The following is a 21954-nucleotide window of genomic DNA, read 5'->3' as shown; positions in this document are numbered from 1 at the left end:
AATACGGCTCTTGCTTTACCGCCGCAGGCGGCGTGCCCCGCACGCTGCGAATGACATGGCGGCAGCGATGCAAATGCTTGTGAAAGGTGTGTCAGAAAAAACTTTTTCAGGCAAGCGCATTGCCAAGGGTGTGGATTTAGCCTAAAAAAACGGAAAATATCTGTTTTTTTCGCGGCCCGGGGCCGCGACATTTTCCATTCAGGAGTGCCCAATGTCAAAACTCTGGTCTTTGTCTCTGACCCTGGTTACGGCCCTGTTCTCGGCCCTGGTTCTGCCCGGCGCGGCCCTGGCCGCCGCGGGACATCCCACCATCCCCGGATCCGAGCTCTCGGCCGTCTGGGTCATTCCCTTCGCCTGCATGCTGCTTTCCATCGCCATCATGCCGCTGGCCCTGCCGCACTTCTGGGAACACCATTTCGGCAAAATCGCCGTCTTCTGGGGTCTGGCCTTTCTGGTGCCCTGTCTCCTCGTTTACGGCTTCAATGTGGCTTTGTACGAATTTCTGCATATCATTCTGCTGGACTACATCCCCTTCATCGTCCTGTTGTTCGCGCTGTTCACCGTGGCCGGCGGGGTGCGCCTCAAAGGCTCCCTGGTGGGCACGCCCGTGGTGAACACCCTCCTGCTGGCCGTGGGCACCGTCCTGGCAAGCTGGATGGGCACCACCGGCGCGGCCATGCTGCTGATCCGCCCCCTGCTGCGCGCCAACGCCCACCGCAAATACCGCGTGCATTCCGTGGTCTTTTTCATCTTCCTGGTAGCCAATATCGGCGGCTCCCTAACCCCGCTGGGCGACCCGCCGCTCTTCCTGGGCTTCCTCAAGGGCGTCAGCTTTTTCTGGACCACCACCCATCTTTTTCTGAAGACCCTCTGCCTTTCCGTGGCCCTGCTGGCGATCTTCTTTGTGCTGGACACGGTGCTTTTCAACAAGGAAGGCCGCCCCACCCCGCCGCATGACCCCAATGCCGCGGAAGAGAAACTCGGCCTGGACGGCAAGATCAACCTGCTCTTCCTGCTGGGCGTGGTGCTGGCGGTGCTGGCCTCGGGCATGCTGCCGCTGGGCACCTGGATCGAAATCTTCGGCGTGCCCGTGGAAGGCCAGAACCTGCTGCGCGACATCGTGCTGCTCTGCGTGGCCGGTCTTTCCTGGAAGTTCACCAGCCGCCGCTGCCGCGAACTCAACGGCTTTTCCTGGGCGCCCATTGAGGAAGTGGCCAAGCTCTTCTTCGGCATCTTCCTGAGCATGATCCCGGCCATCGCCATTCTGCGCGCCGGTACGGACGGCGCCTTGTCCTCCCTGATCCAGATGGTTTCCACCCCGGACGGCCAGCCGGTCAACGCCATGTATTTCTGGCTCACCGGCGCGCTGTCGAGCTTCCTGGACAATGCGCCCACCTACCTGGTCTTCTTCAACACCGCTGGCGGCGACGCCGTTCACCTGATGAACGACATGTCCAACACCCTGATCGCCATCTCGGCGGGCGCGGTATTCATGGGCGCCAATACCTACATCGGCAACGCGCCCAACTTCATGGTCCGTTCCATCGCGGAAAACCAGGGCGTGCGCATGCCCAGCTTCTTCGGCTACATGGCCTGGTCCGTGGGCATTCTGATCCCGCTGTTCGCCCTGCTGACCTGGGTTTTCTTCATCTAAGCCGGATAAGCTTTTCACCAGTTCAAAAAAACGGCAGGCCGCAAGCCTGCCGTTTTTTTGAGGCACGCTCCCCGCGCGGACAAAGGAGAACTGGTCATGAACCACAAGGAACGCATGCTGGCGGGCCTGCCCTACAAGGCCTGGCTGGACGGGCTGAGCGAAGAACGCCGGGCCTGCCGAGAAAAAATTTTTCGCTATAATCATCTGCCGCCCGACCGGGAAGGCGAACGGGACGCGCTGCTCCGCGAGATTCTCGGCGCATGCGGCAGGCATGTGCGCATCGAAGGGCCGTTTTACTGCGATTACGGCTATAATATCGTCGTGGGCGAAAACTTTTTCGCCAATTACAATTTCACGGTGCTGGACGTGGCCAGGGTCAGCATCGGCCGCTACGCCATGATTGCGCCCAATGTGGCTATTTATACGGCCGGGCACCCCCTGCATCCCGCATCCCGGAATTCGGGCTATGAATACGGCAGGCCCGTCACCATCGGCGACAATGTCTGGATCGGGGGCAATACGGTGGTCAATCCCGGCGTGCGCGTGGGCGACAATGTGGTGATCGGCTCCGGCAGCGTGGTGACCAGGGACATTCCGGACAATGCCCTGGCCGTCGGCAATCCCTGCCGCGTGCTGCGGTTTGTCACCGAGGCCGACCGCTGCTGTTATTTCAAGGATTGCCGCTTTGACGTGGACGACTATGAACACCCCTTTAACGCGGAGGAATGACCCGCGGCAGCGTCGGAAGCTACAATGTCCGCGTTCCCGCATGCCTTGACTCCCGGTTCAGGTCTGCGTACAGAGATTCAATGCTTGCATGCCGGAAATATTCACGCGAAATCTCGCTGAAATGCCAGCGTCTCAGGATTCTGAAGGACGCGGAGGGCATGCATGCGCGTACCGGCGCCACCTGACCGGCCGTTGGGTGGGGCTGGATGTCTCCCTTCATCCCTTAGCGGCCGGGCTTTCTTTCTCTTTCATGGCCGCATCAGGCATGACGCGGCTCCTTCTCCCTCCTGCAACGGCTCAGTGACGCCGCACTTGCGGCAATGGCCTGGTTCGGACACAGCTCCGGATCGTGTCGCTCACACGGCAAAACAGGAGAACTCTCATGCATCGTTGTCTTATGGCGCTGGCCTGCCTGGCTTTCAGCGCTTCCACGACTCTGGCCGCCGGTCCTCTGGACGCTTTCAACGGCCTGAAAGGCAACCTCGACATCGCGGGAGGCACCGCCCATATCCCGGTGATGAAGGGCGCGGCCAAACAGATCATGGCGGCCAACCCGGACATCCGCATCACTGTGGCCGGGGGCGGCTCAGGCGTGGGCGTGCAGAAAGCGGGCGAGGGCCTGGCCCAGATCGGCAACACGGGCCGGGCGCTCAAGGAGTCCGAAATCAAGAAATACGGGCTGGTCAGCTTTCCCTTTGCCATCGATGGCGTGGCGGTGGCCGTCAATCCAAAAAATCCGGTCTCCGGACTGAGCAAAGCCCAACTCAAAGATATCTTTGCCGGTAAGATCACCAACTGGAAAGCCGTGGGTGGGGCTGACGCGCCCATTTCGCTTTACGTGCGCGAGGACGGCAGCGGAACCCGCGAAACCTTCGAGGAACGCGCTCTGGACAAGGGAAGTTCCTCTGCCGGGGCCAACGTGGTCAATTCCAACGGGGCCATGAAAACCGCCATTGCCCAGGATCCCAACGCCGTGGGCTATGTGGGCATCGGACATCTGGACCCGAGCACCAAAGGCCTGGACGTGGACGGCATGAAGCCTTCCCAGGAAAACGCCGCCAAGGGTACCTACACCGTGACCCGGCTGCTGTATATGAACACCAAGGGCGAGCCCGAGGGGCTGACCAAAGCCTTTGTGGACTATATCTACTCGCCCGCGGGCAAAGAGATCGTGTCCGGGGCCGGTTATATTCCCTATGAGAAAAAATAAGGACGCTGACGGCCCGGCGGCAGGAGAAGATCTGATCTTCACGGCCGCCGGGCCGACCGCACATCAGAGCGAACCGGGCGACCGGGCGGGCCTGGGCACACGGCTGGCCGCGATCCTGGCCGTCGGCGCGGTGTCCTTGCTCTTCGTCATGATTCTGGCGGCCGCCCTGCCCGCATTGATTCAGCCGGGACCGGGAAGCCCCCTGGACTGGGTCTGGCAGCCCTACCAGGGGCATTTCGGCATTTTGCCCATGTGCCTGGGATCTCTGGCCCTGGCGGGCTCTGCCCTGATCATCGGCTGGCCCTTGGCGCTGGGCTTGTGCTGCTGGCTGCTCACCGAAGAGGCCCGCGCCGCGCGCCCCCTGGTGAAGCTGACAGGAACACTGATCCGCTTTATGACCACCATTCCCACCGTGGTCTATGGCTTTGCGGCCGTGTTCCTGCTGACGCCCTTGGTGCGCACGGCTTTGGGCGGTACGGGCATGTGCCTGCTCTCCGCCGGAATCATGCTCACCCTTCTGATTCTTCCCACCATGGTTCTGGTGCTGGAAGCCGGGCTCGGCCCCCGCCTGGAACGGCTTTGCCCCTGGGGGCAGGCGCTGGGCTTTTCCCGCCTGGACCTACTGCGCTTTTTTGTGCTTCCGAAAGCCCGGCGTAACCTGACGGCCGCGGCTGTTCTGGGTTTCGGCCGCGCCGTGGGCGACACTCTTATCCCGCTTATGCTGGCAGGCAATGCCACGCAAGTTCCCGGCGGCCTGACCGAAAGCCTGCGTACGCTTACCGCGCACATGGCGTTGGTCACGGCCAACGAAGTGGGCGGCGCGGCGTATAATTCCCTCTTTGTGGCCGGTCTGATTCTCCTGCTGGTCAACGGCGGGGTAAGCCTGGCCTTGCGCCGCCTGGAGACGGACGCGCGCCGCGGCAAGGAAATGCGGTCATGCTGATCCGCCGGGCGCCCTCCCTTGCTCCGTCCGGCGCTTTTTTCCGCTGGGCATTGCGCACATGCGCCCTGCTTCTGATCCTGGGAACAGGCACTTTGCTGGCCTTTCTGCTTTTCAAAGGGCTGCCTACATTGGGCGCGCGGCTTTTTTTCGGGGATGTCCCGGCCCTGGACGCGCTGCTGGGGCGCCAAGCCGTCTGGGACGGGCTCTGGCCCGCCTGCGCGGGTACGGCCTGCCTGGTGGGCCTTACCGTACTGCTGGCTGTTTTCCCCGGCGTGGGCTGCGGCCTGTATCTGGCCGAATTCGCGCCGAAACGTCAGGCCGCCCGCATCCGCCTGGCTATGGATGTACTGGCCGGAACGCCTTCCATCGTCATGGGGCTGTTCGGCTTTACGCTGATTCTCTTTCTGCGCAAGACCTTCCAGACGGAAGCGAACACGTCGTTGTTTCTGGCCGCCGCCTGCCTGGCATTGCTGGTGCTGCCCGTACTGGTGACCACCACGTGCGAAGCCCTGGAGGCCGTTCCCAAAAGCCTGAGAACTACCGCCACAGCTCTGGGCTTCACCAGGCGGCAGGCCGCGCGCCACATTCTGCTTCCCGCCGTTGTTCCGGGCATCCGGGGCGGCGTGATTCTCGCCCTGGGCCGGGCCGCCGAGGACACGGCCGTCATCATGCTTACAGGCGTCGTAGCCAATGCGGGCCTGCCCGCGGGCTTATGGGGCAAGTTTGAAGCCCTGCCTTTTTCCATCTTTTACACGGCGGCCCAATACCAAAGTCAGGAAGAGCTGCTCCGGGGTTTTGGCGCGGCCCTGGTTCTGCTTATGCTGGCCTCGGGCCTGCTGTTCTGCGCCCGTCTGCTGGAAAACCGCTTTCACCGACGCTGGCGGGGGGAATCATGAAAATTGCCGCGCGCATTCATGCGCTGTGCGTTTCCTTCAACAAACGGCAAATCTTGCACAATGTGGCTTTTTGCGCCCCGGCCGCCGGGATTACGGTACTGGCCGGGCGTTCCGGCTCGGGCAAGACGACCCTGCTGCGGGCCTTGAACCGCCTTAATGAAACGTTTCCCCATAGCCAAACCACCGGCCGGGTGGAACTGGACCTGGGAAACGGCCTGGAGGCCATCTATGAGGCGTCCGGCCAAGACGGGGAACGGGCGTGTCCTCGCCCCTTGAGCGAACTTCGCCGCCGGGTGGGCATGGTTTTTCAGACGCCCAATGTCCTGCCGGTCAGCGTGGCCCGGAACCTTGCCCTTCCCCTGCAGGTGGTGGCGGGCGTTCCGGCTCCGGAAATACAGAGGCGTATGCAGCGGGCTCTCGTTGACGTGCGCCTGTGGGATGAGGTGGCCGACCGGCTGGATATTCCGGCGGAACGTTTGTCCGGCGGCCAGCAGCAGCGCCTTTGCCTGGCCAGGGCTCTGGCGCTGGAGCCCGCCGTGCTTTTGCTGGACGAGCCCACGGCCTCGCTCGACGTACACGCCGCCACCGGTATTGAGGATCTTTTGCTGCGGCTGGCAAAGCGCTATCCGCTGATTGTGGTTTCGCACAGTCCGGAGCAGGCGGTGCGACTGGCCACACGCCTGGTGGTGCTGCATCAGGGCCAGGTGCTGCATGTGCTGGAAAAGGGGGAGATCCAGGCCCGAGAGCTGGCCGGTCTGCTGGCGAAGTGAGGACGGAAGGGGTGCAAACTCGCCGGAATGCAAAAGCCCCCCCCGCTATGGTCTGACCCCTGTCTACTTGACAGGGGTCAGACCATAGCGGGGGGGTCTACATACAAATAAATCGCTTGTTCTTTTGAACAATACGACCTTATCCATAAATGAGATTGCTTTAATGCTGAATTATTCCAATAGTAGTAATTTTCATAAGGATTTTAAAGAATACTACCAGCTATCTCCCAGAGAATATGTGAAGAACAGATTACAAGTGTAAGCCTTCACCACGCATGCGTTTGAGTATCGCTGCCAGGGCCACAATGCACACGCCTATGAGCGCAAGCGGGGACAAGGCCCAGCGAAGGTTCAGGCTTTCCGACAACACCCCAATCATTGGTGGGGCAATGAGCAAGCCGAAGTAGCTGATAGACGCCACAAATGAAATGGATACTTGGGCCGAAAATTTGTCCGATTTACCCGCAAGGCTGAAACAGAGCGGCACGATGGACGCCATGCCGAAACCCACCAGAGCGAAACCGAAGGTGGCAGGTGCCAGAGACGGAAAGAGCAAGGCCAGCGAGAGTCCAAGCGCGACGCACAGACCGCTCATTTGCAATACAAAAACCACGTTGAAACGATTCACCAGTGAATCCGCCGTCAAGCGACCGATGACCATAGCTGTCAGGCACGCCACATATCCCACGCGAACCAGCTCTTCTTGTACATTCAAAATCTGCGCGAAGTAAACCGCAGTCCAGTCATACATAGCGCCTTCGATGGCGAAGCTGCCGAATGCAATGATTCCCAACAAAGCAAGATACATGTCTGGATGTATTTTTGACGGATTATGGTTTTCCTTTCGGTTTCCTTTGCCCACTTCCCTCGGCATAATAGAGCGCAACATGGTCGCCAGAGTCAAAAGCGCGTAGCAGTATATCACCATAAAGTGCGCCAACGGCGATACCCCCAAGGGAGCGATGATCGCTCCGACAATGCCGCCGATTACGCCTCCGACGCTCCACATTCCATGAAAGGTGCCCATGATGCTTCTGCCGTAGAGAGCCTCCACGCCAACAGCCTGCGCGTTGAGAGATATATTGAGAATATTGTTGGCAAATCCAAAGAAGGCCAGAGCGGCGAACAGCCATAAACGGCTGGGAGCAAGGCTTAGTGTAACCAAGGCCAGCGGCATGATGCACATGCCCCCTATGATGGCATGGCGACTGCCGAAGCGACCGATGAGCCATGCTGCGGGAGCTATGGCAAGAAGCTGCCCCAGCGGCGCGCCGAAGAGTATGCCGCCAAGTTCCGCGTCCGAAAGAGCCAACGAATTTTTTATGTCAGGAATGCGTATGGCCCATGAGGAAAAAAGTATCCCCATAACAAAGAAAAAATTCATAAGCGCCAGCCGATAGAAGGATTTTGGTCTGGAGGGCAAGAGCACGGAAGGTATGAGCATGTTCATGACATCTGAGCCTGATAGTTAGGCTTTTCAATTGACAATAGTTCTCATGGCTTGTCAGTGGAGGGGGGCGTGTAAGGCGCGGGGCTTGATGCCAGATGTAATTTTGAATATGCATTATGTAAAGTATGCACATTTACTTCATGTACTTACCTTTTGGAGAGTGTCTATGAGCATGGAAGAATATGTCCCCACAGGAACCCCTGTAGCTGAAACCCATTTCGGCTACACGCTTTCTCTCATCGGTGGGAAGTACAAGATGATAATTTTGTTCTGGCTGGCGGATAAAGGCGTCATGCGCCATAATCAGATCAAAAAGGTCATAGGCACCATTTCATTCAAGACGCTGAGTCTTATGCTCAAGGAATTGGAAAAGGACGAATTGATTATCAGAAAAGAATACCCGCAAGTTCCACCCAAGGTTGAATACAGTCTCACCGAGCGAGGCGAGTCCATTATTCCGCTGCTCAATGCCATGTGTTCATGGGGCGAGCAACACAGGCCACCCCGTGGATAGGCTGATGTATTTGGCTTGGGCAGCTCTTGGGAACAGGTGTATTTTGAAATCTTGTAATAGCCTTATATCTTATTCCCCATACATTCATCTCTCCCACGCGGGCGGGAGGGCGGGAACCAGGCACGGCGGTTTCCCGCCGGGCCTTTTGCCTCCTGTATTTTTTGTGTTTCTGGGCGAACAGCCGGGGTGTGAGGGCGGCTGTTCGCATTGTGTTTGGCATTACTGCGCAGTGCAGAACGTGCGGCCTCTGCCCCCGGCATGGCCGGGAAATTCCAGCCATGCCGTTGTTGCTGGAATGGGATAACTCACGCCGCCACAAGGGCCTTTTCCGGCTTGGCCGCAAGGATGGGTTCAAGCTGTCGCTCCGGCAGATGCAAGAACACGCCGCCGATTTCTTCAAGCTCAATGGCGCGGTCATAACTGGCGGCATCCTGGGCGCTGCGGGTGATGGCGTTGGTCAGGCCGTAGTGCGAAAGGTCGCCGTCCGTAATAAGGTGGCGCAAAATATTGTCCTGTTCGTCCTGGGTGAGACTGTAGGACTTGCCCAGCGCCTTGACGCTCTGTTCCACATGCCCGGTGATGGGGCGGGCATTGGCGGCCTGCATCCGGTTGACCAGCTCTTGCAAGTTGTCACGGCTCACCATCTGGCGCACGGCGTCACGGGTCGCCAAGGCAAAGGCGCGGGCGTCCGCCTGCTGCGCTTCCTGCGAAAGGGCGAACAATGAGCCGTTGCCCTGCCTGCCGCCCACATGGCGGGTTGTGAAGGAACCAAGGGGGCGCGGCAAAATCATGCCGTTGGTGCAAGCCAGGGTGTAGGCAAGAAAGTTGATTTCCCGGCATCCATAGCCCACTTCGGAGTTTTTGAGCACAAGTCCTGCCTTGACTACTTCGCCCACTTGCCGCCCTTGGCGGTTGACGGGAAATTCGGCCTCCAGCCCTTCAAAGGTAAGCTGTACATACATGCGGCGCTCGGTGATTTCCGAACTCTTCACGTCAACGGTCATGCCGTCGCGCTTTCCGGCTTCCAGCAGCACGGGAAACACCGTCATCAAAAATTCGTGGTTATCAAGGCGCTTGTATTTATCGGAAAGCACGGCGCGGGCCTTGCCGTCCAGGGTACGCACCATGCGGGATACATTTTGTTCGCTCTCCTGCCGCAACCATTCGTTGACGTTGTAAGACAAGAGCGCCGGGGCTTCGCTGCGCATACGCTCATAGTAGCGGGTGGGGATGCTGAGGCGGCTTGCAAGGGTGTCGTGGCCGGTTTCGGTCATGGGGAAAAGATCGCTCTCGCCCTTGATCGCCAGGGCGGGCGCAAGTTCGTTGTGCGCTCTCATTTCCATCTGGCCGGAGGGTACAATAAGATCGTGCTGCGCGTTGCTCTGCCGTTCCACTTCCAGGGCCAATTCTTGAAGGGTCTTACCGTGAATCATTGTCTTTCTCCTTGGCATTTGTGCCTTCCCGTCCCCGGAAAACCTTTCCCCGGCGGCGGGAGGGGGCATTTGCCCATAGGTGCTGCCCCCTCCCACTCCAGGGAAAGGTCATCTATCAGTTGCGCAGCCTACCGCACGGCTTTTCACGCGCTTGCCGCGCCCTCGTAGAGCGGGCAGCCCGCGCCGCCTGTAGGGGGGAATGGAGTGTGACAAACGCAAGGAGAGAGGCCGCAGGGCGCGGAAGGGAGGAGCCTGCGACGAACCTGCACAAGCCCGGAGGCCGAACGCATGAGGCTTGGCGCACTCCATGCGCGGTGACGCGCACCCCCGGAAGGTGGAAGGGGTGACAATGGTTCTGGCCTGCTGCCTTCGGGTTGCAATCGCCAAAGCGCGAACAGCCGTATGCCCGCAGATCGTATAATCTGCGGGCATACGGCTGTTCGCGGTGCTTTGTTGTGAATCAGGTAAGGCTGCGGCTTATGAACATGCCGCAATCACACTTCATAATGGCCTTTGCATTGAATAATCTGGCAGGTGTCATCAACAATGCGGTACACAAGGCGATGTTCAGCGTCAATGCGCCTGCTCCACCAGCCTTGCAGGTTGCCCTTTAGCGGTTCAGGCTTGCCGATGCCAGTATACCCGTTTCGCTGAATATCCTTGATGAGCATGTGGATACGCTTGAGTATCTGCCTGTCGGTGCTGTGCCAATACAGATAGTCGTTCCAGGCAGTATCATGCCAGAGGAGCTTCATGGGCATCCTCGATCAGTTCGTGAGCCGTGCAGTTTTTCTGTGCGTCCATCTCATGCGCCAGCCGGGCAAGATGCGCCTGATTATGGGGATGATAAAAAGGGTCAAGGCTGGGGGTGAAAGGCAAAGCCTTTTCCCGCACCATCTGGGTAAGAAACATTCGTACCGCTGTTGCCACATCCATGCCCATATCGGCGGTGATGCTCTGGGCCTGGGCCTTGAGGTTTTCATCAATGCGGATTTGCAGATTCGCCATGACGGCCTCCTTGTAATGCATTTCATTACACATGTAATGTCAACTGTAGTTCATGTCAAGATGCCTTGAGGCTCTTGGGATTTTCCCTGATATGTTCAAGTTCTTTCGATTTTGGACTTCACGGCGGCCCTGCCGCCGATGCGGCTTGCGCTCGGCGTGATGTGAGCGCCGGGCGCAAGCCGCGAAAATTTTTAGGGCCGCCCGGTGTGTGCCGGACTGCCCTGGTTTTGATAGAGTCTATCAGGCGGAAAGTTCCGCCAGTCCTTGCCTGACGCATCTTGCCGCAAACAAGGCATTGCCTGTTATCTGGCGAACCCATGCGCCACGGGTGGGCGACCACTTGAAGCCGTGGGACTTCAAAAGCTGGCGGACATTCTCGGCGGGCTTGCCGTCAAAAATGAACATGACGCGGTTTTCCTCCGGGTCTTCCCGGTAGGTGTAGCCCTCGGCTTGCTCTTCCTTATGCTGGCGGGTGGCGGCGTGTTCCAGTTCGGCAATGCGCTCTTTCACGCGGCGCATGTTGGCGTTGTGGTTGGAAAGGGTGAATGGGGCATAGCCCACACGGCCTATATAATCCGGCTTGATTAAATCCAGTGCCTGGGCTTCGGTGAAGCCAAGGGGCACAAGGGCGGCAATACGGGCCTCGTCGGTCTTATGGCGGCGGATTGTCTGATTCGCCGCCTTCATCAGGGCTTGGCTGTTCTCCATTTCTGCCAACTTGGCACGGAGTTTTTGCAGGGCGTCCGGGTCGTCGCTGGAAATGCCGCCGTGACCAACGCTTGCGGCTTTGTCTTTGTAGTGCTCGGCCTTTTCCAGGGCGGCAAAAGCCCTGCCGAAAGTATCGTGTATGCGGCCCCGATAATTGCGGTCGCGCTTTTCGCTGTGATGCCCCACAAGGATGGGCTGCCCGAAAGGGATAGCTTCCGCCATTTTGTGGGCGCGTTCGTGGGTGTCCTCAAATTCCTGGCGGGCCTGATCGGCGCGGTCAAGGTAACGCTGGCGGCGGGCTTCCTGCTTGGCTTCGTAGCTGTTCATCTTCCTTGCTCCTTGGCATTTGTGCCTTCCCGTCCCCGAAAACCTTTCCCCGGCGGCGGAAGGGGGCATTTGCCAATAGGTGCTGCCCCCTCCCACGCCAGGGAAAGGCCATATGCCAGTCGCGCAGCCTACCGCACGGCTTTTCACGCAATCGCGCCCCGCGCAGAGCCGGGCAGCCCGCGCCGCCTGTAGGGGGGAATGGAGTGTGACAAACGCAAGGAGGGAGGCCGTAGGGCGCGGAAGGGAGGAGCCTGCGACGATCCTGCACAAGCCCGAAGGCCGAACGCATGAGGCTTGGCGCACTCCATGCGCGTTGACGCGCACCCCCGGAGGGTGGAAGGGATGACAATTTTACACCATTTTAATTGCTGCAAAATCTATTGACTTGCATATGGCTGGGTGCTAAAAATATTTGCAGCACAGGTATTGGTGCAAAAGGGAGGTTCATATGTCCAGAGACACTCATCGAGTTCTCCCCAACGGTAATGGCGACTGGAAAGTTCAACGCGATGGCAACTCCAGGCCTTCGCATGTCACTTCAACTCAACAGGAGGCTATTCAAATCGCGCGTGAAATCAGCAGAAATCAGGGAACTGAACTGCAAGTCCATGGACGGGATGGACGTATTCGGCAATCGGACAGCCACGGCCACGACCCGTTCCCGCCCAAAGGTTAGGTGACAACATGGTTGAGTGCCTCAAAACGCAAACGGCTGGATGCGCCAACACCCAGCCGTGCGATGAGGTAACCTGCCCACAACGGAACCGTTGCAGGTACTCAGGCAAAACCTCGCTCAGAGAAAGGTATTGTATCTGGTTTTGCGATGAGCTTCAAGGCGGTTCCTTAATCTGCCGGAGGCAGTATGGAAATCCTCTCTTTTGAAGATGCGCTGGCATTAGCCGGTGAAAAACGCCACCTTATGCTCGGAAACGGTTTTAGTGTCGCGGTGCGACCGGATATCTTCCGCTATGGTTCTTTGTTTGGAAAGGCCAATTTTACCCAATTCCCTGAGGTCACGAAAACCTTTAAGAATATTGCGTCTGAAGATTTTGAAGAGGCTGTGCAAGCCTTGGAGAGTGCGGCCCTCGTACTCCCCGGCTTTATGGAGGACGCGCAACTTGTCAGCGACCGCATGAAAGAATGCGCCACGAAAATTAAACATGTGTTGGTTGAAACCATTGCGGGGCAACACCCTGCGCGCCCAGGCGATCTGACAAATCAGCAGTATGAATCCTGTATTCAGTTCCTAAAGAACTTCCGCGACAAGCCCGGTGATGGCAGAATATTTACATTAAACTATGATATTTTGCTGTATTGGGTGCTAATGCACGGCATGGAAGAGAAAAAAATTGCCTTTGATGATGGATTCCGGACAGACACAGATCACGCAGATGCAGAATATGTTGTGTGGGATGATTCGGCACATCAACAAAACGTGTATTATCTTCACGGCGCACTCCATCTATTTGATGGCGGTCATGAATTACAAAAATATTCATGGAAAAGAACGGATATTGCCCTGATAGACCAGACAAGAGAAGCCATCCGGAAGAACTTCTTCCCGCTCTTTGTGGCAGAAGGAACCTCGCACAAGAAACTGGAGAAAATCTATCATCATGGGTACTTAAGCAAGGGACTGCGCAGCCTCGGCGCGATCAATCACTCTCTTTTCCTCCATGGGGTATCACTTTCCGTCAATGATGAGCACCTGGTTAAAATTATTGTAAAAAACACGAAACTTACAAAGATTTTTGTCAGTTTGTACGGCTCGCCGGACACCCAAAACAACAGAGCAACCATAGCGGCGGCTCTTTCGACAAGCCAGAAAAGAGACTCCAAGCATCCCCTTGAGGTGCATTTTTATGACAGCGAAACCGCCAATGTCTGGGGGATGACAAGGCGATGCCCGGCATGAGATACCAAACCTGCCGCGCGGCCATAATCATTTTACGTAAGAAGGGCACATACCTATGACAAAAACACTGCCCTTACGGGATATTGCGGAAATCAGCGCGGGGTATCCTTTCCGAACAGGAATCAGCGATGACCCTGACGGTACTGTGCGGGTAATTCAGATGCGCGATGTAAGCCCCACAGCCTCCGTCTCTTGGGCAAGCACCGTGCGGGTGCGCCCAGAACCCAATATGCAAAACTACTTCCTTAAACAAGATGATATTGTGTTCGTTATGCGCGGCGGCAACTATTATGGAAGCCTGCTTGCCGCCCTGCCTGGGCCTGCCCTGGCGGCCCTGCACTTTTTCCGCATCCGCATCACGCGATCCGATATGATTTTACCCGCGTTTCTGGCTTGGCAACTGGGGCAAAGCCAGGTTCAACGCCACTGTAGCAGCATGGAAGCCGGAACAGCGCAAAAGAGTCTGCGCCTTGCCGATTTTTTCGCCCTGCCCATAACGGTATTGCCGCTTGATCGGCAAAACAAGCTGTTGCACGCGGTCAACGCCATTCATAAAAACATGGAAGCCATGGAATCAGGCATAACCAATTGCCGCCAAATATTGTCTGCCATTGCCGAGTGTGAACTCGGTACACATCGCCAGGAGAACGCATGAGCACTCAAATCAAACAGGATGATGTCAATAAAGCTGTCTGGAATGCTTGCGATACCTTTCGCGGCACCATTTCATCAGACATATACAAAGATTATGTGCTGACAATGCTGTTCCTGAAGTATCTCAGCGACGTATGGCAAGATAAATACGACGCCTACAAAAAACAGTATGGCGACAAAAAAATGGTGCAAGCCATGTTGCTGACAGAACGCTTTGTGCTACCTGAAGGGGCAGACTTCTACTCCTTGTATGAACGGCGTTTTGAGCCGGGCAATGGGGAACGTATAGATAAGGCCTTGCACGCTATTGAAGAGGCCAATATCACCAAGCTGGACAGGGTGTTTCAGGACATCAGTTTCAATTCCGGCAAATTGGGTGAAGAATCACAAAAGAACGACATTTTGCGTTTGCTTTTGGAAGATTTCAGCAAACCCGCCCTCAACTTGCGTCCAAGCCGCATCGGCTCGTTGGACATCATCGGCAATGCCTACGAATTTCTTATCAAAATGTTCGCTTCCGATGCCGGCAAGAAGGCCGGAGAATATTATACCCCCCCGGAAGTTTCCCAACTCATAGCGGAATTGGTGAACCCACAGGAAGGCGATGAAATCTGTGATCCGGCCTGCGGTTCCGCATCTCTGCTCATGAAATGTGGATACAAGGTACGCGATACAACCGGCGCGCGAAAATACGCGCTGTTCGGGCAGGAAAGCATAGGCTCCACCTGGTCGCTGGCAAAAATGAATCTTTTCTTGCATGGCGAAGACAATCACAAGGTGGAATGGGGCGACACCCTGCGTAATCCCTTGCTTCTGGACGGCGACGACAAGCTCAAGCATTTTGATGTGGTGGTAGCCAATCCCCCCTTCTCCCTCGACAAATGGGGGCAGGAGAGCGCGGCCAATGACAAGTTCGGTCGCTTCCGGCGTGGACTGCCTCCGCGCACCAAGGGCGATTATGCCTTCATCCTGCACATGATCGAAGTGATGAAACCCGCTGTGGGCCGCATGGCCGTGGTGGCTCCGCACGGCGTGCTCTTTCGTGGCGCTGCGGAAGGAAAGATTCGCACCAAACTTATTGACGAAAATCTCCTTGATGCGGTGATCGGTCTGCCGGAAAAACTCTTCTTCGGCACCGGCATCCCCGCCGCCATCCTGGTGTTCCGCAAACGCAAGCACGACGACAAGGTACTGTTCATCGACGCTTCGCGTGAGTATGCGGACGGGAAAAACCAGAACTATCTGCGCCCTGAGGACATACAAAAAATAGCGGAAACCTTCCGGGCCAGACAAAGTGTGGAAAAATACGCCTACCTCGCCTCTGTGGAGGAGATCAAGGCCAATGACTATAATTTGAATATTCCCCGCTATGTGGACACCTTTGAGGAAGAACCGGAAATAGACATGCAGGCGCTGCTGGCGGAACGCGCGGGCCTGAAAGCGGAGCTGGAACGGCTGGAAGGCGAGATGGAAAAATACCTCAAGGAACTGGGCTATGTTCAATAGCCGGACGCCGGAGCATGGTGGCCCCCTCTCAGGACTGACGCAAGAATACGCCAGGCTGGACAGTCTCAAAGCCCGGCTGGACGCGTTCCGTCCCTTGCCGCCCGAAGCGGTGAAAAATCTCCATGCGGATATGGTGGTGCGCTACACGTACCATTCCAATGCCATTGAGGGGAACACCCTGACCATCTCGGAAACCAAAGTGGTGCTGGAAGACGGTGTGACCATCGGCGGCAAGAGCATGCGTGACCACCTGGAAGCCATTAACCACCGGGAAGCCATTGACTACCTGATGGCCCTGGCCGGGCAACCCTGCCCCCTGAGCGAAACGGAAATCAAGGATTTGCACCAGATTGTGCTGCGAGGGGTGGATACGGAAAATGCCGGACGCTACCGGCAGCAAAACGTGCTTATCAGCGGCGCTGGCTTCACCCCGCCGGATTTTCTCCATGTGCGGGAGCATATGGAAGGCTTTTGCCAATGGTGCGCGGACGAAGCGTCCAACCTGCATCCCGTGGAACGTGCCGCCCGTGTGCATGCGGATTTTGTGAACATCCATCCCTTTGTGGACGGCAACGGCAGGACAGCCAGGCTGCTTATGAATCTGGAACTTCTGCGGGCGAGCTTTCCCATTGTCATCATCCCTGTGGAAGAGCGCAGCGCCTACTATGCCAATCTGGATGCCGTGGCAGTGCGTGGGGAATATGAACCCTTTGTGCGGCAGGTTAGTGGATTGGTGGAGAAGAGTTTTGCGCCGTACTGGTTTGTATTGGGGGTGGAAGATGCGGGGGGTGCGGCATGAGCGAGAAGTTGCCTGAGGGGTGGAAAATAGCGACACTTGAGGATATTGCCCGTGTAACGTCTGGAGGTACACCCAGCCGAAAGAAATCTTCATACTGGAATGGCTGCATACCATGGGTAACAACTGGAGAAATTTTATTCAATACAATAACGCAGACAAATGAATACATCACAGAGTTAGGGATGTTAAATTCATCTGCAAAAATTTTTCCTGAAGGTACACTGCTTATTGCTATGTATGGACAGGGAAAAACACGAGGTTCAGTTGCAAGATTGGGAATTTCTGCAGCAACCAATCAAGCATGTGCTGTAATATTGCTTTCTGATAGCCAGGATTCATATTTTCATTTTTATAACTTTCAAAATAAATATAATAATATTAGAAATATTAGCAATACCAGTTCACAGAAAAATCTAAGCTTAGAATTAATCAAAAAGCAAAAGATAATTTTCCCGCCAATTTTTGAACAAAAAAAATAGCCCATATTCTTTTAACATGGGATGACGCCATTCACCACACTCAAAATTTTTTGGAAAACAGCAAAACGCAAAAGAAAGCGTTGATGCAACAGCTTTTGACCGGGCGACGGAGATTGCCTGGATTTTCAAACCCATGGAGTGCAGCTCCGCTCAATACTCTATTCAGAGAAATAAAACGCCCTGTCATTTGGGATGACAATAAAGAGTACAAACTTTTGAGTGTAAAAAGGCGTGCTGGCGGCGTTTTTTTTCGGGAAAATATTTTTGGGAAAGAAATTAAAACAAAAAAGCTAAATTCTGTATGTTCTGACGAACTACTCATTTCAAAGATGCAAGTTGTACATGGATCTATTGGAATAGTTCAAAAATATTTTGACGGATGCTTTGTATCTGATTCATACATAATTCTGGCACCAAAAAATAAAAATAAACTGCTTATGAAATTTATAGGATATTATTTTCAGCAACCGCACATATGGCACCTTGCATATCTTAACAGCCACGGTGTTCATATAGAAAAAATGACATTCAACTTTGATTCATTTCTAAAAGAAACAATTGAAATCCCTTCGGACATTGCCGAACAAAAAGCCATAGCCGACGTACTCACCGCAGCCGATACGGTCATTCAGCAATACGAAGCCAAACTTGCCAATCTGCAAGCCCAGAAAAAAGCCCTTATGCAACAATTGCTCACCGGCAAAATCCGCGTCAAGACAGATACTGACGCCGCACAGCACCAACTCGCCTGAGGGGGGAAATTATGCCTGCCGTCCCCAATATGTCCGAAGAATACATCGCCAAGATTCCGGCCCTGCAACTCCTCATGGCCCTTGGCTGGCAGTATGTGAGCCCTGCGGAATGCCTGAAAAAACGCGGTGGCAACCGGGAAGTGATTCTGCGGGACGAATTGGTGGCCTTTCTGCAAACCCGGCGTTTTTCCTACAAGGGGCGGGAGTATCCCCTTTCTCCCAATGCCGTGGAACAAATTGTGCGTGAAGTGAGCACGCCCCCCATGCAGGAAGGGTTGCTCACCGCCAATGAGCGCGTATACGAAAAACTCTGCCAGGGGGTGACGGTCACAGAATTTGTGGACGGGCACAAGATCAATGCCACCATCCCCCTGCTGGATTGGAGCGGATTGGAGGCTGCTTGCCCTTGCGCCAACCGTTTTGTGGTAACGGAAGAAATGGAGGTGCTGGCGGCAGACGGTCTGCACACTCGGCGACCGGACATAGTTGGTTTTGTCAACGGCCTGCCCTTAGTGGTGCTGGAAGCCAAAAAGCCCGAATCCGGCAACCCCAACAAAAGTATGGTGGATGAAGGCGTCAGCCAGAACATCCGCAACCAGAAGCATGACGAAATCCCGCAGCTATTTGTGTATTCCCAGCTTTTGCTGGCGGTGAGCGGCACGGACGGCAAGTACGGCACCACCAAGACTGTGGATACGTTCTGGCAACGCTGGCAGGAAGAGGAAATTGCCGCCGCCGAGGTGGAACGCCTGAAAAACCGCATCCCTTCTGAGGAAGAACAAGAGCGGCTTTTCGGCTGGCGTGAGGATGGCCGGGCCATGCGGGCTTTTTTCCAATCCCTGTGGTCGCAGCCCGTGCAAACCACTGAGCAGGACATCCTGCTGGTCAGTTTGCTCGGCAAAGTCCGTTTGCTGGAATTCATCCGCTATTTCCTGTTGTTTGACAGCAAGAAAGGCAAGATCGCGGCGCGCTACCCGCAAATGTTCGGGGTGCGGCGCATGATCGAACGCATCCAGCAACGCAAGGCTCCGCGTAAAGGTGGCGGCCGTCAGGGTGGGGTTATCTGGCACACCACAGGTTCCGGCAAATCCCTGACCATGGTTTTTTTGTGCAAGGCTTTGCTGTTGCATCCCCATTTGCGGCAGTGCCGCATTATTGTGGTGACGGACCGCGTTGATCTGGAAAAACAGCTGGCCGGAACATTTCTGGATGCCGGGGCTTATGGCGGTGCCATTGCCCGCAAGGAAGGCGAAAAGTCCAAGGCCAAGTCGGGCAAGGATTTGGCCCTGCGCATCGGCAAGGGTGTGGAACGTATCATTTTCACCCTGGTGCAGAAATTTAACTCCGCCGCCAAGCTCAAGGAATGCCACAATCCCAGTGAAGACATCATTGTACTGGTGGACGAGGGCCACCGCAGCCAGCAGGGCGAGACCCACGAACGCATGCGTGCGGCCCTGCCCAATGCGGCCTATATCGCCTTCACCGGCACCCCCTTGCTGAAAAAGGAAAAAACCCTCAGCAAGTTCGGCCCCATTATTCATGCCTATACCATGCAAAGGGCCGTGCGTGACGAAGCGGTGCGTCCGCTCCTGTATGAAGAACGCAAGCCGGAACTGGACATCAACCAAAAGGCCATTGACGCATGGTTTGAACGAATTACGGAAGGACTCAGCGCAGACCAGAAAGCGGACATCAAGCACAAGTTCGACAATAAAGATACCATATACGGGTCTGACAACCGTATTGAACTTATCGCCTGGGATATTGCCCGGCATTTCAAGGACTATATCCGCGATCTCGGCCCGGAGCTAAAAGGCCAACTGGCGACGGACAGCAAAATTTCCGCCATCCGCTACAAAAAGCATCTGGATGAAACCGGCTGGGTCACGTCCGCTGTGGTCATCTCGCCGCCGGATACCCGTGAAGGGAACAAGAGTGTGGATGAGGACGAGGAAGCCCTGCCCCTGGTTCAGCAATGGTACAAAAAGACTGTGGGAAAGACCGCCCCGCAGGACTATGAAAAAAAGATTATCGATGATTTTTCCACCGATGGTGCGCCGGATATCCTGATTGTGGTAGACAAGTTGCTCACCGGTTTTGACGAGCCGCGCAATGCCGTGCTGTATATCGACAAACCGCTGGAAGGGCACAATATCATTCAAGCCATTGCCCGCGTCAACCGCCTGCACCCGGCCAAGGAATACGGTCTGCTTATCGACTACCGGGGTATACTTGCCAAGCTCGATACGGCTGTGGCTGCCTATCAGAATCTGGAAGAACGCACACAGGAAGGCTATGAGATTGAGGATATAAAAGGCCTCTATCATCAGGTGAACACGGAATATAAGCGCCTTCCGGCCCTGCATGACGCTTTGTGGAGCATCTTCCGGGATGTGCGCAACCACAAGGACATGCAACAATTCCGGCAAATTCTTACCCCGCAGTATGAAACTGAACCCGGTGAAGACGGTGACTTGTATGACACCCGACAGAAGGTCCGTGAAGACTTTTACCAGGCCCTTACCGCCTTTGGGCTTTGCCTGAAAGTGGCGCTCTCTTCCCGGTCCTTCTATGAGGACGGTGCGTTTGATGAAGCCACTGTGGCAAAATACAAGCAAGACCTGACCTTCTTCATGGAGTTGCGCAAAATAGCCCGGCGCGATGCTCAGGAAACTGTGGATTACAGTGTCTATGAAGAACAAATTCGCAAACTTGTGGACAAGCATGTGGTGGGAGAAGGCATCACAGTGGCGGAAGACCACTATCTGGTGGATGAGCTGGGCAAGGTGCAAGACCCCACCACCTGGAGCAAGGAAAAGCTGCGCAATGAAACCGACATCATCAAGAGCCGGGTGCGCAAAAGCATAGATCAGGAGTTGGCCTTTGATCCTTATGCGCAGAAGTTCTTCTCGCAACTTTTGAAGGAAGCCATTGCCAAAGCTGAGGAAATGTTCAACCACCCATACAAGCAATTTGCCTTGTTTCAGGAATTTGAAGAGCGTGTGCGGCAACGTCGCATGGCGGATATTCCGGAACAGTTGCGGGAAAAAGAGCAGGCCAGGGCCTTTTTCGGCATTTTTCGCATGGCGCAGGATAGCCATGATCTGACCGAAGAAAATACCGACAAACTTATTGAAGAATCCCTGGAAGCGGAAAAAATCGTCGCACTGGCTGTGGCGGAAAATTCACTCAATCCGCAGGATATAGAGGCGGAAATCACCAAGGGGCTTTTGCCGCGTCTCTATGGCTGGCTCGGTCTGGAACGTGCCAAGAAGGTGATTGAAAATATCATCAAATCCACGCGCTACGGCAATTGGAACAGCAAGCAAGGCGGCAAGAGCGCGTGAGCGAGGGCGTACAATCCGTCCATTATGGGACGGACAGCATTCACTATACTGTACGCCGCAGTACCGGGCGGCACAGTTCGGTGCGCATTCATGTTCACCCTGATGGCGTGGTTGAGGTGGAAGCTCCTGAAGAGGCCGACAGCAACCAGGTGCGTGAGGCTGTACGTGCCCGTGCGCAATGGATTGTGAATCATCTGCGGGAAATAGGCGCGCGGCAACGTCACGTCTTGCCACGCGAGTATGTGAGTGGCGAAAGCCATTTTTATCTAGGACGGCGGTATATGCTGAAGGTGCAGACATTGACCATGCCAGAGGGCGTTCGGGCAAAAAGTCCCCTCCGGGAGGGGGTCAAGCTCTCCGGTGCGTATTTGAGCGTGAGCATTCGCCCCCCTCGTTTACTACGAGTGGAGGATGGCGAACAAAGATTGCCGCTTGCCCTGACTGATAGTGAAGATAAGGCGTTGCGATCCGCGCGGCGACAAAAGGTCAAAATTTTGCTGCGGGACTGGTACAGGGAGCATGCCGCTGCCTATTTTCAAAAACGGCTAACCTCTTTGCAGAGAAATATTGCATGGTTGAGCGTTGTGCCGCCATTTCGCTTGCAAGCCATGCAAAAACAATGGGGCAGCTGTTCGCCTACTGGTGTTTTACTGCTCAATCTGCATCTCATCAAGGCTCCGGCCCGTTGTGTTGACTATGTGCTGTTGCATGAGATTTGCCACTTGAGGGAACACAATCACGGCAACGCCTTTTATACATTGCTGGAATCTCTGTTGCCTGACTGGCGACACATGAAAGACAGGCTGGACAATATGGCGGAAATGTTGCTCAATGAATAGACCGACTAAAAACTTTTGAGG

22 protein-coding genes are annotated in these 21954 nt (G+C 55.6%); 17 read left to right on the top strand and 5 right to left on the bottom strand.

Going from position 1 to position 21954, the window contains the following annotated elements; translation table 11 throughout:
- Positions 1-211: 211 nt before the first annotated feature.
- From HMPREF1022_RS14015 to HMPREF1022_RS19210, 7 genes are all read left to right on the top strand, one after another.
- Complete coding sequence (locus HMPREF1022_RS14015; RefSeq protein WP_009303608.1) at positions 212-1654, top strand: sodium:proton antiporter; 1443 nt, start codon at positions 212-214, stop codon at positions 1652-1654.
- A gap of 96 nt (positions 1655-1750) precedes the next feature.
- Positions 1751-2383 carry a sugar O-acetyltransferase gene (locus HMPREF1022_RS19095; protein ID WP_009303607.1) on the top strand — a complete coding sequence of 211 codons (633 nt, stop codon included), beginning with the start codon at positions 1751-1753 and terminating at the stop codon, positions 2381-2383.
- 382 nt (positions 2384-2765) lie between these two features.
- Positions 2766-3593, top strand: coding sequence for a phosphate ABC transporter substrate-binding protein (locus HMPREF1022_RS14005; protein ID WP_009303606.1), 828 nt, complete (start codon positions 2766-2768; stop codon positions 3591-3593).
- Positions 3580-4536 carry a PstC family ABC transporter permease gene (locus HMPREF1022_RS14000; protein ID WP_008685416.1) on the top strand — a complete coding sequence of 319 codons (957 nt, stop codon included), beginning with the start codon at positions 3580-3582 and terminating at the stop codon, positions 4534-4536. The genes HMPREF1022_RS14005 and HMPREF1022_RS14000 overlap by 14 nt, the downstream gene beginning before the upstream one ends.
- On the top strand, positions 4530-5432 hold the full coding sequence (locus HMPREF1022_RS13995; protein WP_008685414.1) for a PstA family ABC transporter permease: 903 nt from the start codon (positions 4530-4532) through the stop codon (positions 5430-5432). The genes HMPREF1022_RS14000 and HMPREF1022_RS13995 overlap by 7 nt, the downstream gene beginning before the upstream one ends.
- A complete protein-coding gene (locus tag HMPREF1022_RS13990; RefSeq protein ID WP_008685412.1) occupies positions 5429-6202 on the top strand; it encodes a phosphate ABC transporter ATP-binding protein in 774 nt (257 codons plus the stop codon). Before HMPREF1022_RS13995 ends, HMPREF1022_RS13990 begins: the two co-directional genes overlap by 4 nt.
- A gap of 124 nt (positions 6203-6326) precedes the next feature.
- Positions 6327-6464 (top strand): helix-turn-helix domain-containing protein, encoded by a 138-nt coding sequence (locus HMPREF1022_RS19210; RefSeq protein ID WP_156802999.1) that lies wholly within the window; start codon positions 6327-6329, stop codon positions 6462-6464.
- Here HMPREF1022_RS19210 and HMPREF1022_RS13985 read toward each other — a convergent pair.
- Positions 6453-7652, bottom strand: coding sequence for an MFS transporter (locus tag HMPREF1022_RS13985; RefSeq protein ID WP_009303605.1), 1200 nt, complete (start codon positions 7650-7652; stop codon positions 6453-6455). The genes HMPREF1022_RS19210 and HMPREF1022_RS13985 overlap by 12 nt on opposite strands.
- 166 nt (positions 7653-7818) lie before the next feature.
- On the opposite strand from HMPREF1022_RS13985, the gene HMPREF1022_RS13980 reads away from it, so the two are divergent.
- Entirely contained in the window at positions 7819-8166 is a 348-nt protein-coding gene (locus HMPREF1022_RS13980; protein WP_009303604.1) for a winged helix-turn-helix transcriptional regulator, read from the top strand.
- Positions 8167-8471: 305 nt separating this feature from the next.
- Here HMPREF1022_RS13980 and HMPREF1022_RS13975 read toward each other — a convergent pair whose 3' ends face one another.
- The 4 genes from HMPREF1022_RS13975 to HMPREF1022_RS13960 form a co-directional block, all read right to left on the bottom strand.
- Entirely contained in the window at positions 8472-9599 is a 1128-nt protein-coding gene (locus HMPREF1022_RS13975) for a hypothetical protein (protein ID WP_009303603.1), read from the bottom strand.
- Between the two features lie 494 nt (positions 9600-10093).
- Positions 10094-10354 carry a Txe/YoeB family addiction module toxin gene (locus HMPREF1022_RS13970; RefSeq protein ID WP_008685403.1) on the bottom strand — a complete coding sequence of 87 codons (261 nt, stop codon included), beginning with the start codon at positions 10352-10354 and terminating at the stop codon, positions 10094-10096.
- Positions 10335-10607 (bottom strand): type II toxin-antitoxin system RelB/DinJ family antitoxin, encoded by a 273-nt coding sequence (locus HMPREF1022_RS13965; protein ID WP_009303602.1) that lies wholly within the window; start codon positions 10605-10607, stop codon positions 10335-10337. Before HMPREF1022_RS13965 ends, HMPREF1022_RS13970 begins: the two co-directional genes overlap by 20 nt.
- Before the next feature lie 240 nt (positions 10608-10847).
- A complete protein-coding gene (locus HMPREF1022_RS13960; protein ID WP_009303601.1) occupies positions 10848-11642 on the bottom strand; it encodes a DUF3560 domain-containing protein in 795 nt (264 codons plus the stop codon).
- Between the two features lie 448 nt (positions 11643-12090).
- Between HMPREF1022_RS13960 and HMPREF1022_RS17635 the strand changes: the two genes are divergently transcribed.
- The 9 genes from HMPREF1022_RS17635 (at position 12091) to HMPREF1022_RS17620 (ending at position 21933) form a co-directional block, all read left to right on the top strand.
- Positions 12091-12318 (top strand): DUF2188 domain-containing protein, encoded by a 228-nt coding sequence (locus tag HMPREF1022_RS17635; RefSeq protein WP_083823324.1) that lies wholly within the window; start codon positions 12091-12093, stop codon positions 12316-12318.
- A gap of 186 nt (positions 12319-12504) precedes the next feature.
- Positions 12505-13557, top strand: a complete 1053-nt coding sequence (locus HMPREF1022_RS13955) for a DUF4917 family protein (protein ID WP_009303600.1) — start codon at positions 12505-12507, stop codon at positions 13555-13557.
- 55 nt (positions 13558-13612) lie between these two features.
- Positions 13613-14212: a restriction endonuclease subunit S gene (locus HMPREF1022_RS13950; RefSeq protein ID WP_009303599.1), complete on the top strand. Its 600-nt coding sequence runs from the start codon at positions 13613-13615 to the stop codon at positions 14210-14212.
- A complete protein-coding gene (locus HMPREF1022_RS13945) occupies positions 14209-15717 on the top strand; it encodes a type I restriction-modification system subunit M (protein WP_009303598.1) in 1509 nt (502 codons plus the stop codon). Before HMPREF1022_RS13950 ends, HMPREF1022_RS13945 begins: the two co-directional genes overlap by 4 nt.
- Positions 15707-16516: a Fic family protein gene (locus HMPREF1022_RS13940; RefSeq protein ID WP_009303597.1), complete on the top strand. Its 810-nt coding sequence runs from the start codon at positions 15707-15709 to the stop codon at positions 16514-16516. Before HMPREF1022_RS13945 ends, HMPREF1022_RS13940 begins: the two co-directional genes overlap by 11 nt.
- Complete coding sequence (locus HMPREF1022_RS17630) at positions 16513-16995, top strand: restriction endonuclease subunit S (protein WP_083823323.1); 483 nt, start codon at positions 16513-16515, stop codon at positions 16993-16995. Before HMPREF1022_RS13940 ends, HMPREF1022_RS17630 begins: the two co-directional genes overlap by 4 nt.
- An 83-nt stretch (positions 16996-17078) precedes the next feature.
- Positions 17079-17747: a restriction endonuclease subunit S gene (locus HMPREF1022_RS17625; protein ID WP_083823322.1), complete on the top strand. Its 669-nt coding sequence runs from the start codon at positions 17079-17081 to the stop codon at positions 17745-17747.
- Between the two features lie 11 nt (positions 17748-17758).
- Positions 17759-21094 (top strand): type I restriction endonuclease subunit R, encoded by a 3336-nt coding sequence (locus tag HMPREF1022_RS13930; RefSeq protein ID WP_009303595.1) that lies wholly within the window; start codon positions 17759-17761, stop codon positions 21092-21094.
- Positions 21091-21933, top strand: coding sequence for a M48 family metallopeptidase (locus HMPREF1022_RS17620; RefSeq protein ID WP_009303594.1), 843 nt, complete (start codon positions 21091-21093; stop codon positions 21931-21933). The genes HMPREF1022_RS13930 and HMPREF1022_RS17620 overlap by 4 nt, the downstream gene beginning before the upstream one ends.
- The last annotated feature ends 21 nt before the right edge of the window (positions 21934-21954 follow it).

This window comes from Desulfovibrio sp. 6_1_46AFAA (genome assembly GCF_000224635.1).
Lineage (GTDB): Bacteria > Desulfobacterota > Desulfovibrionia > Desulfovibrionales > Desulfovibrionaceae > Desulfovibrio > Desulfovibrio fairfieldensis.
The sequence above is the reverse complement of the archived record's forward strand: the minus strand, read 5'-3'. Positions and strand labels throughout refer to the sequence as shown.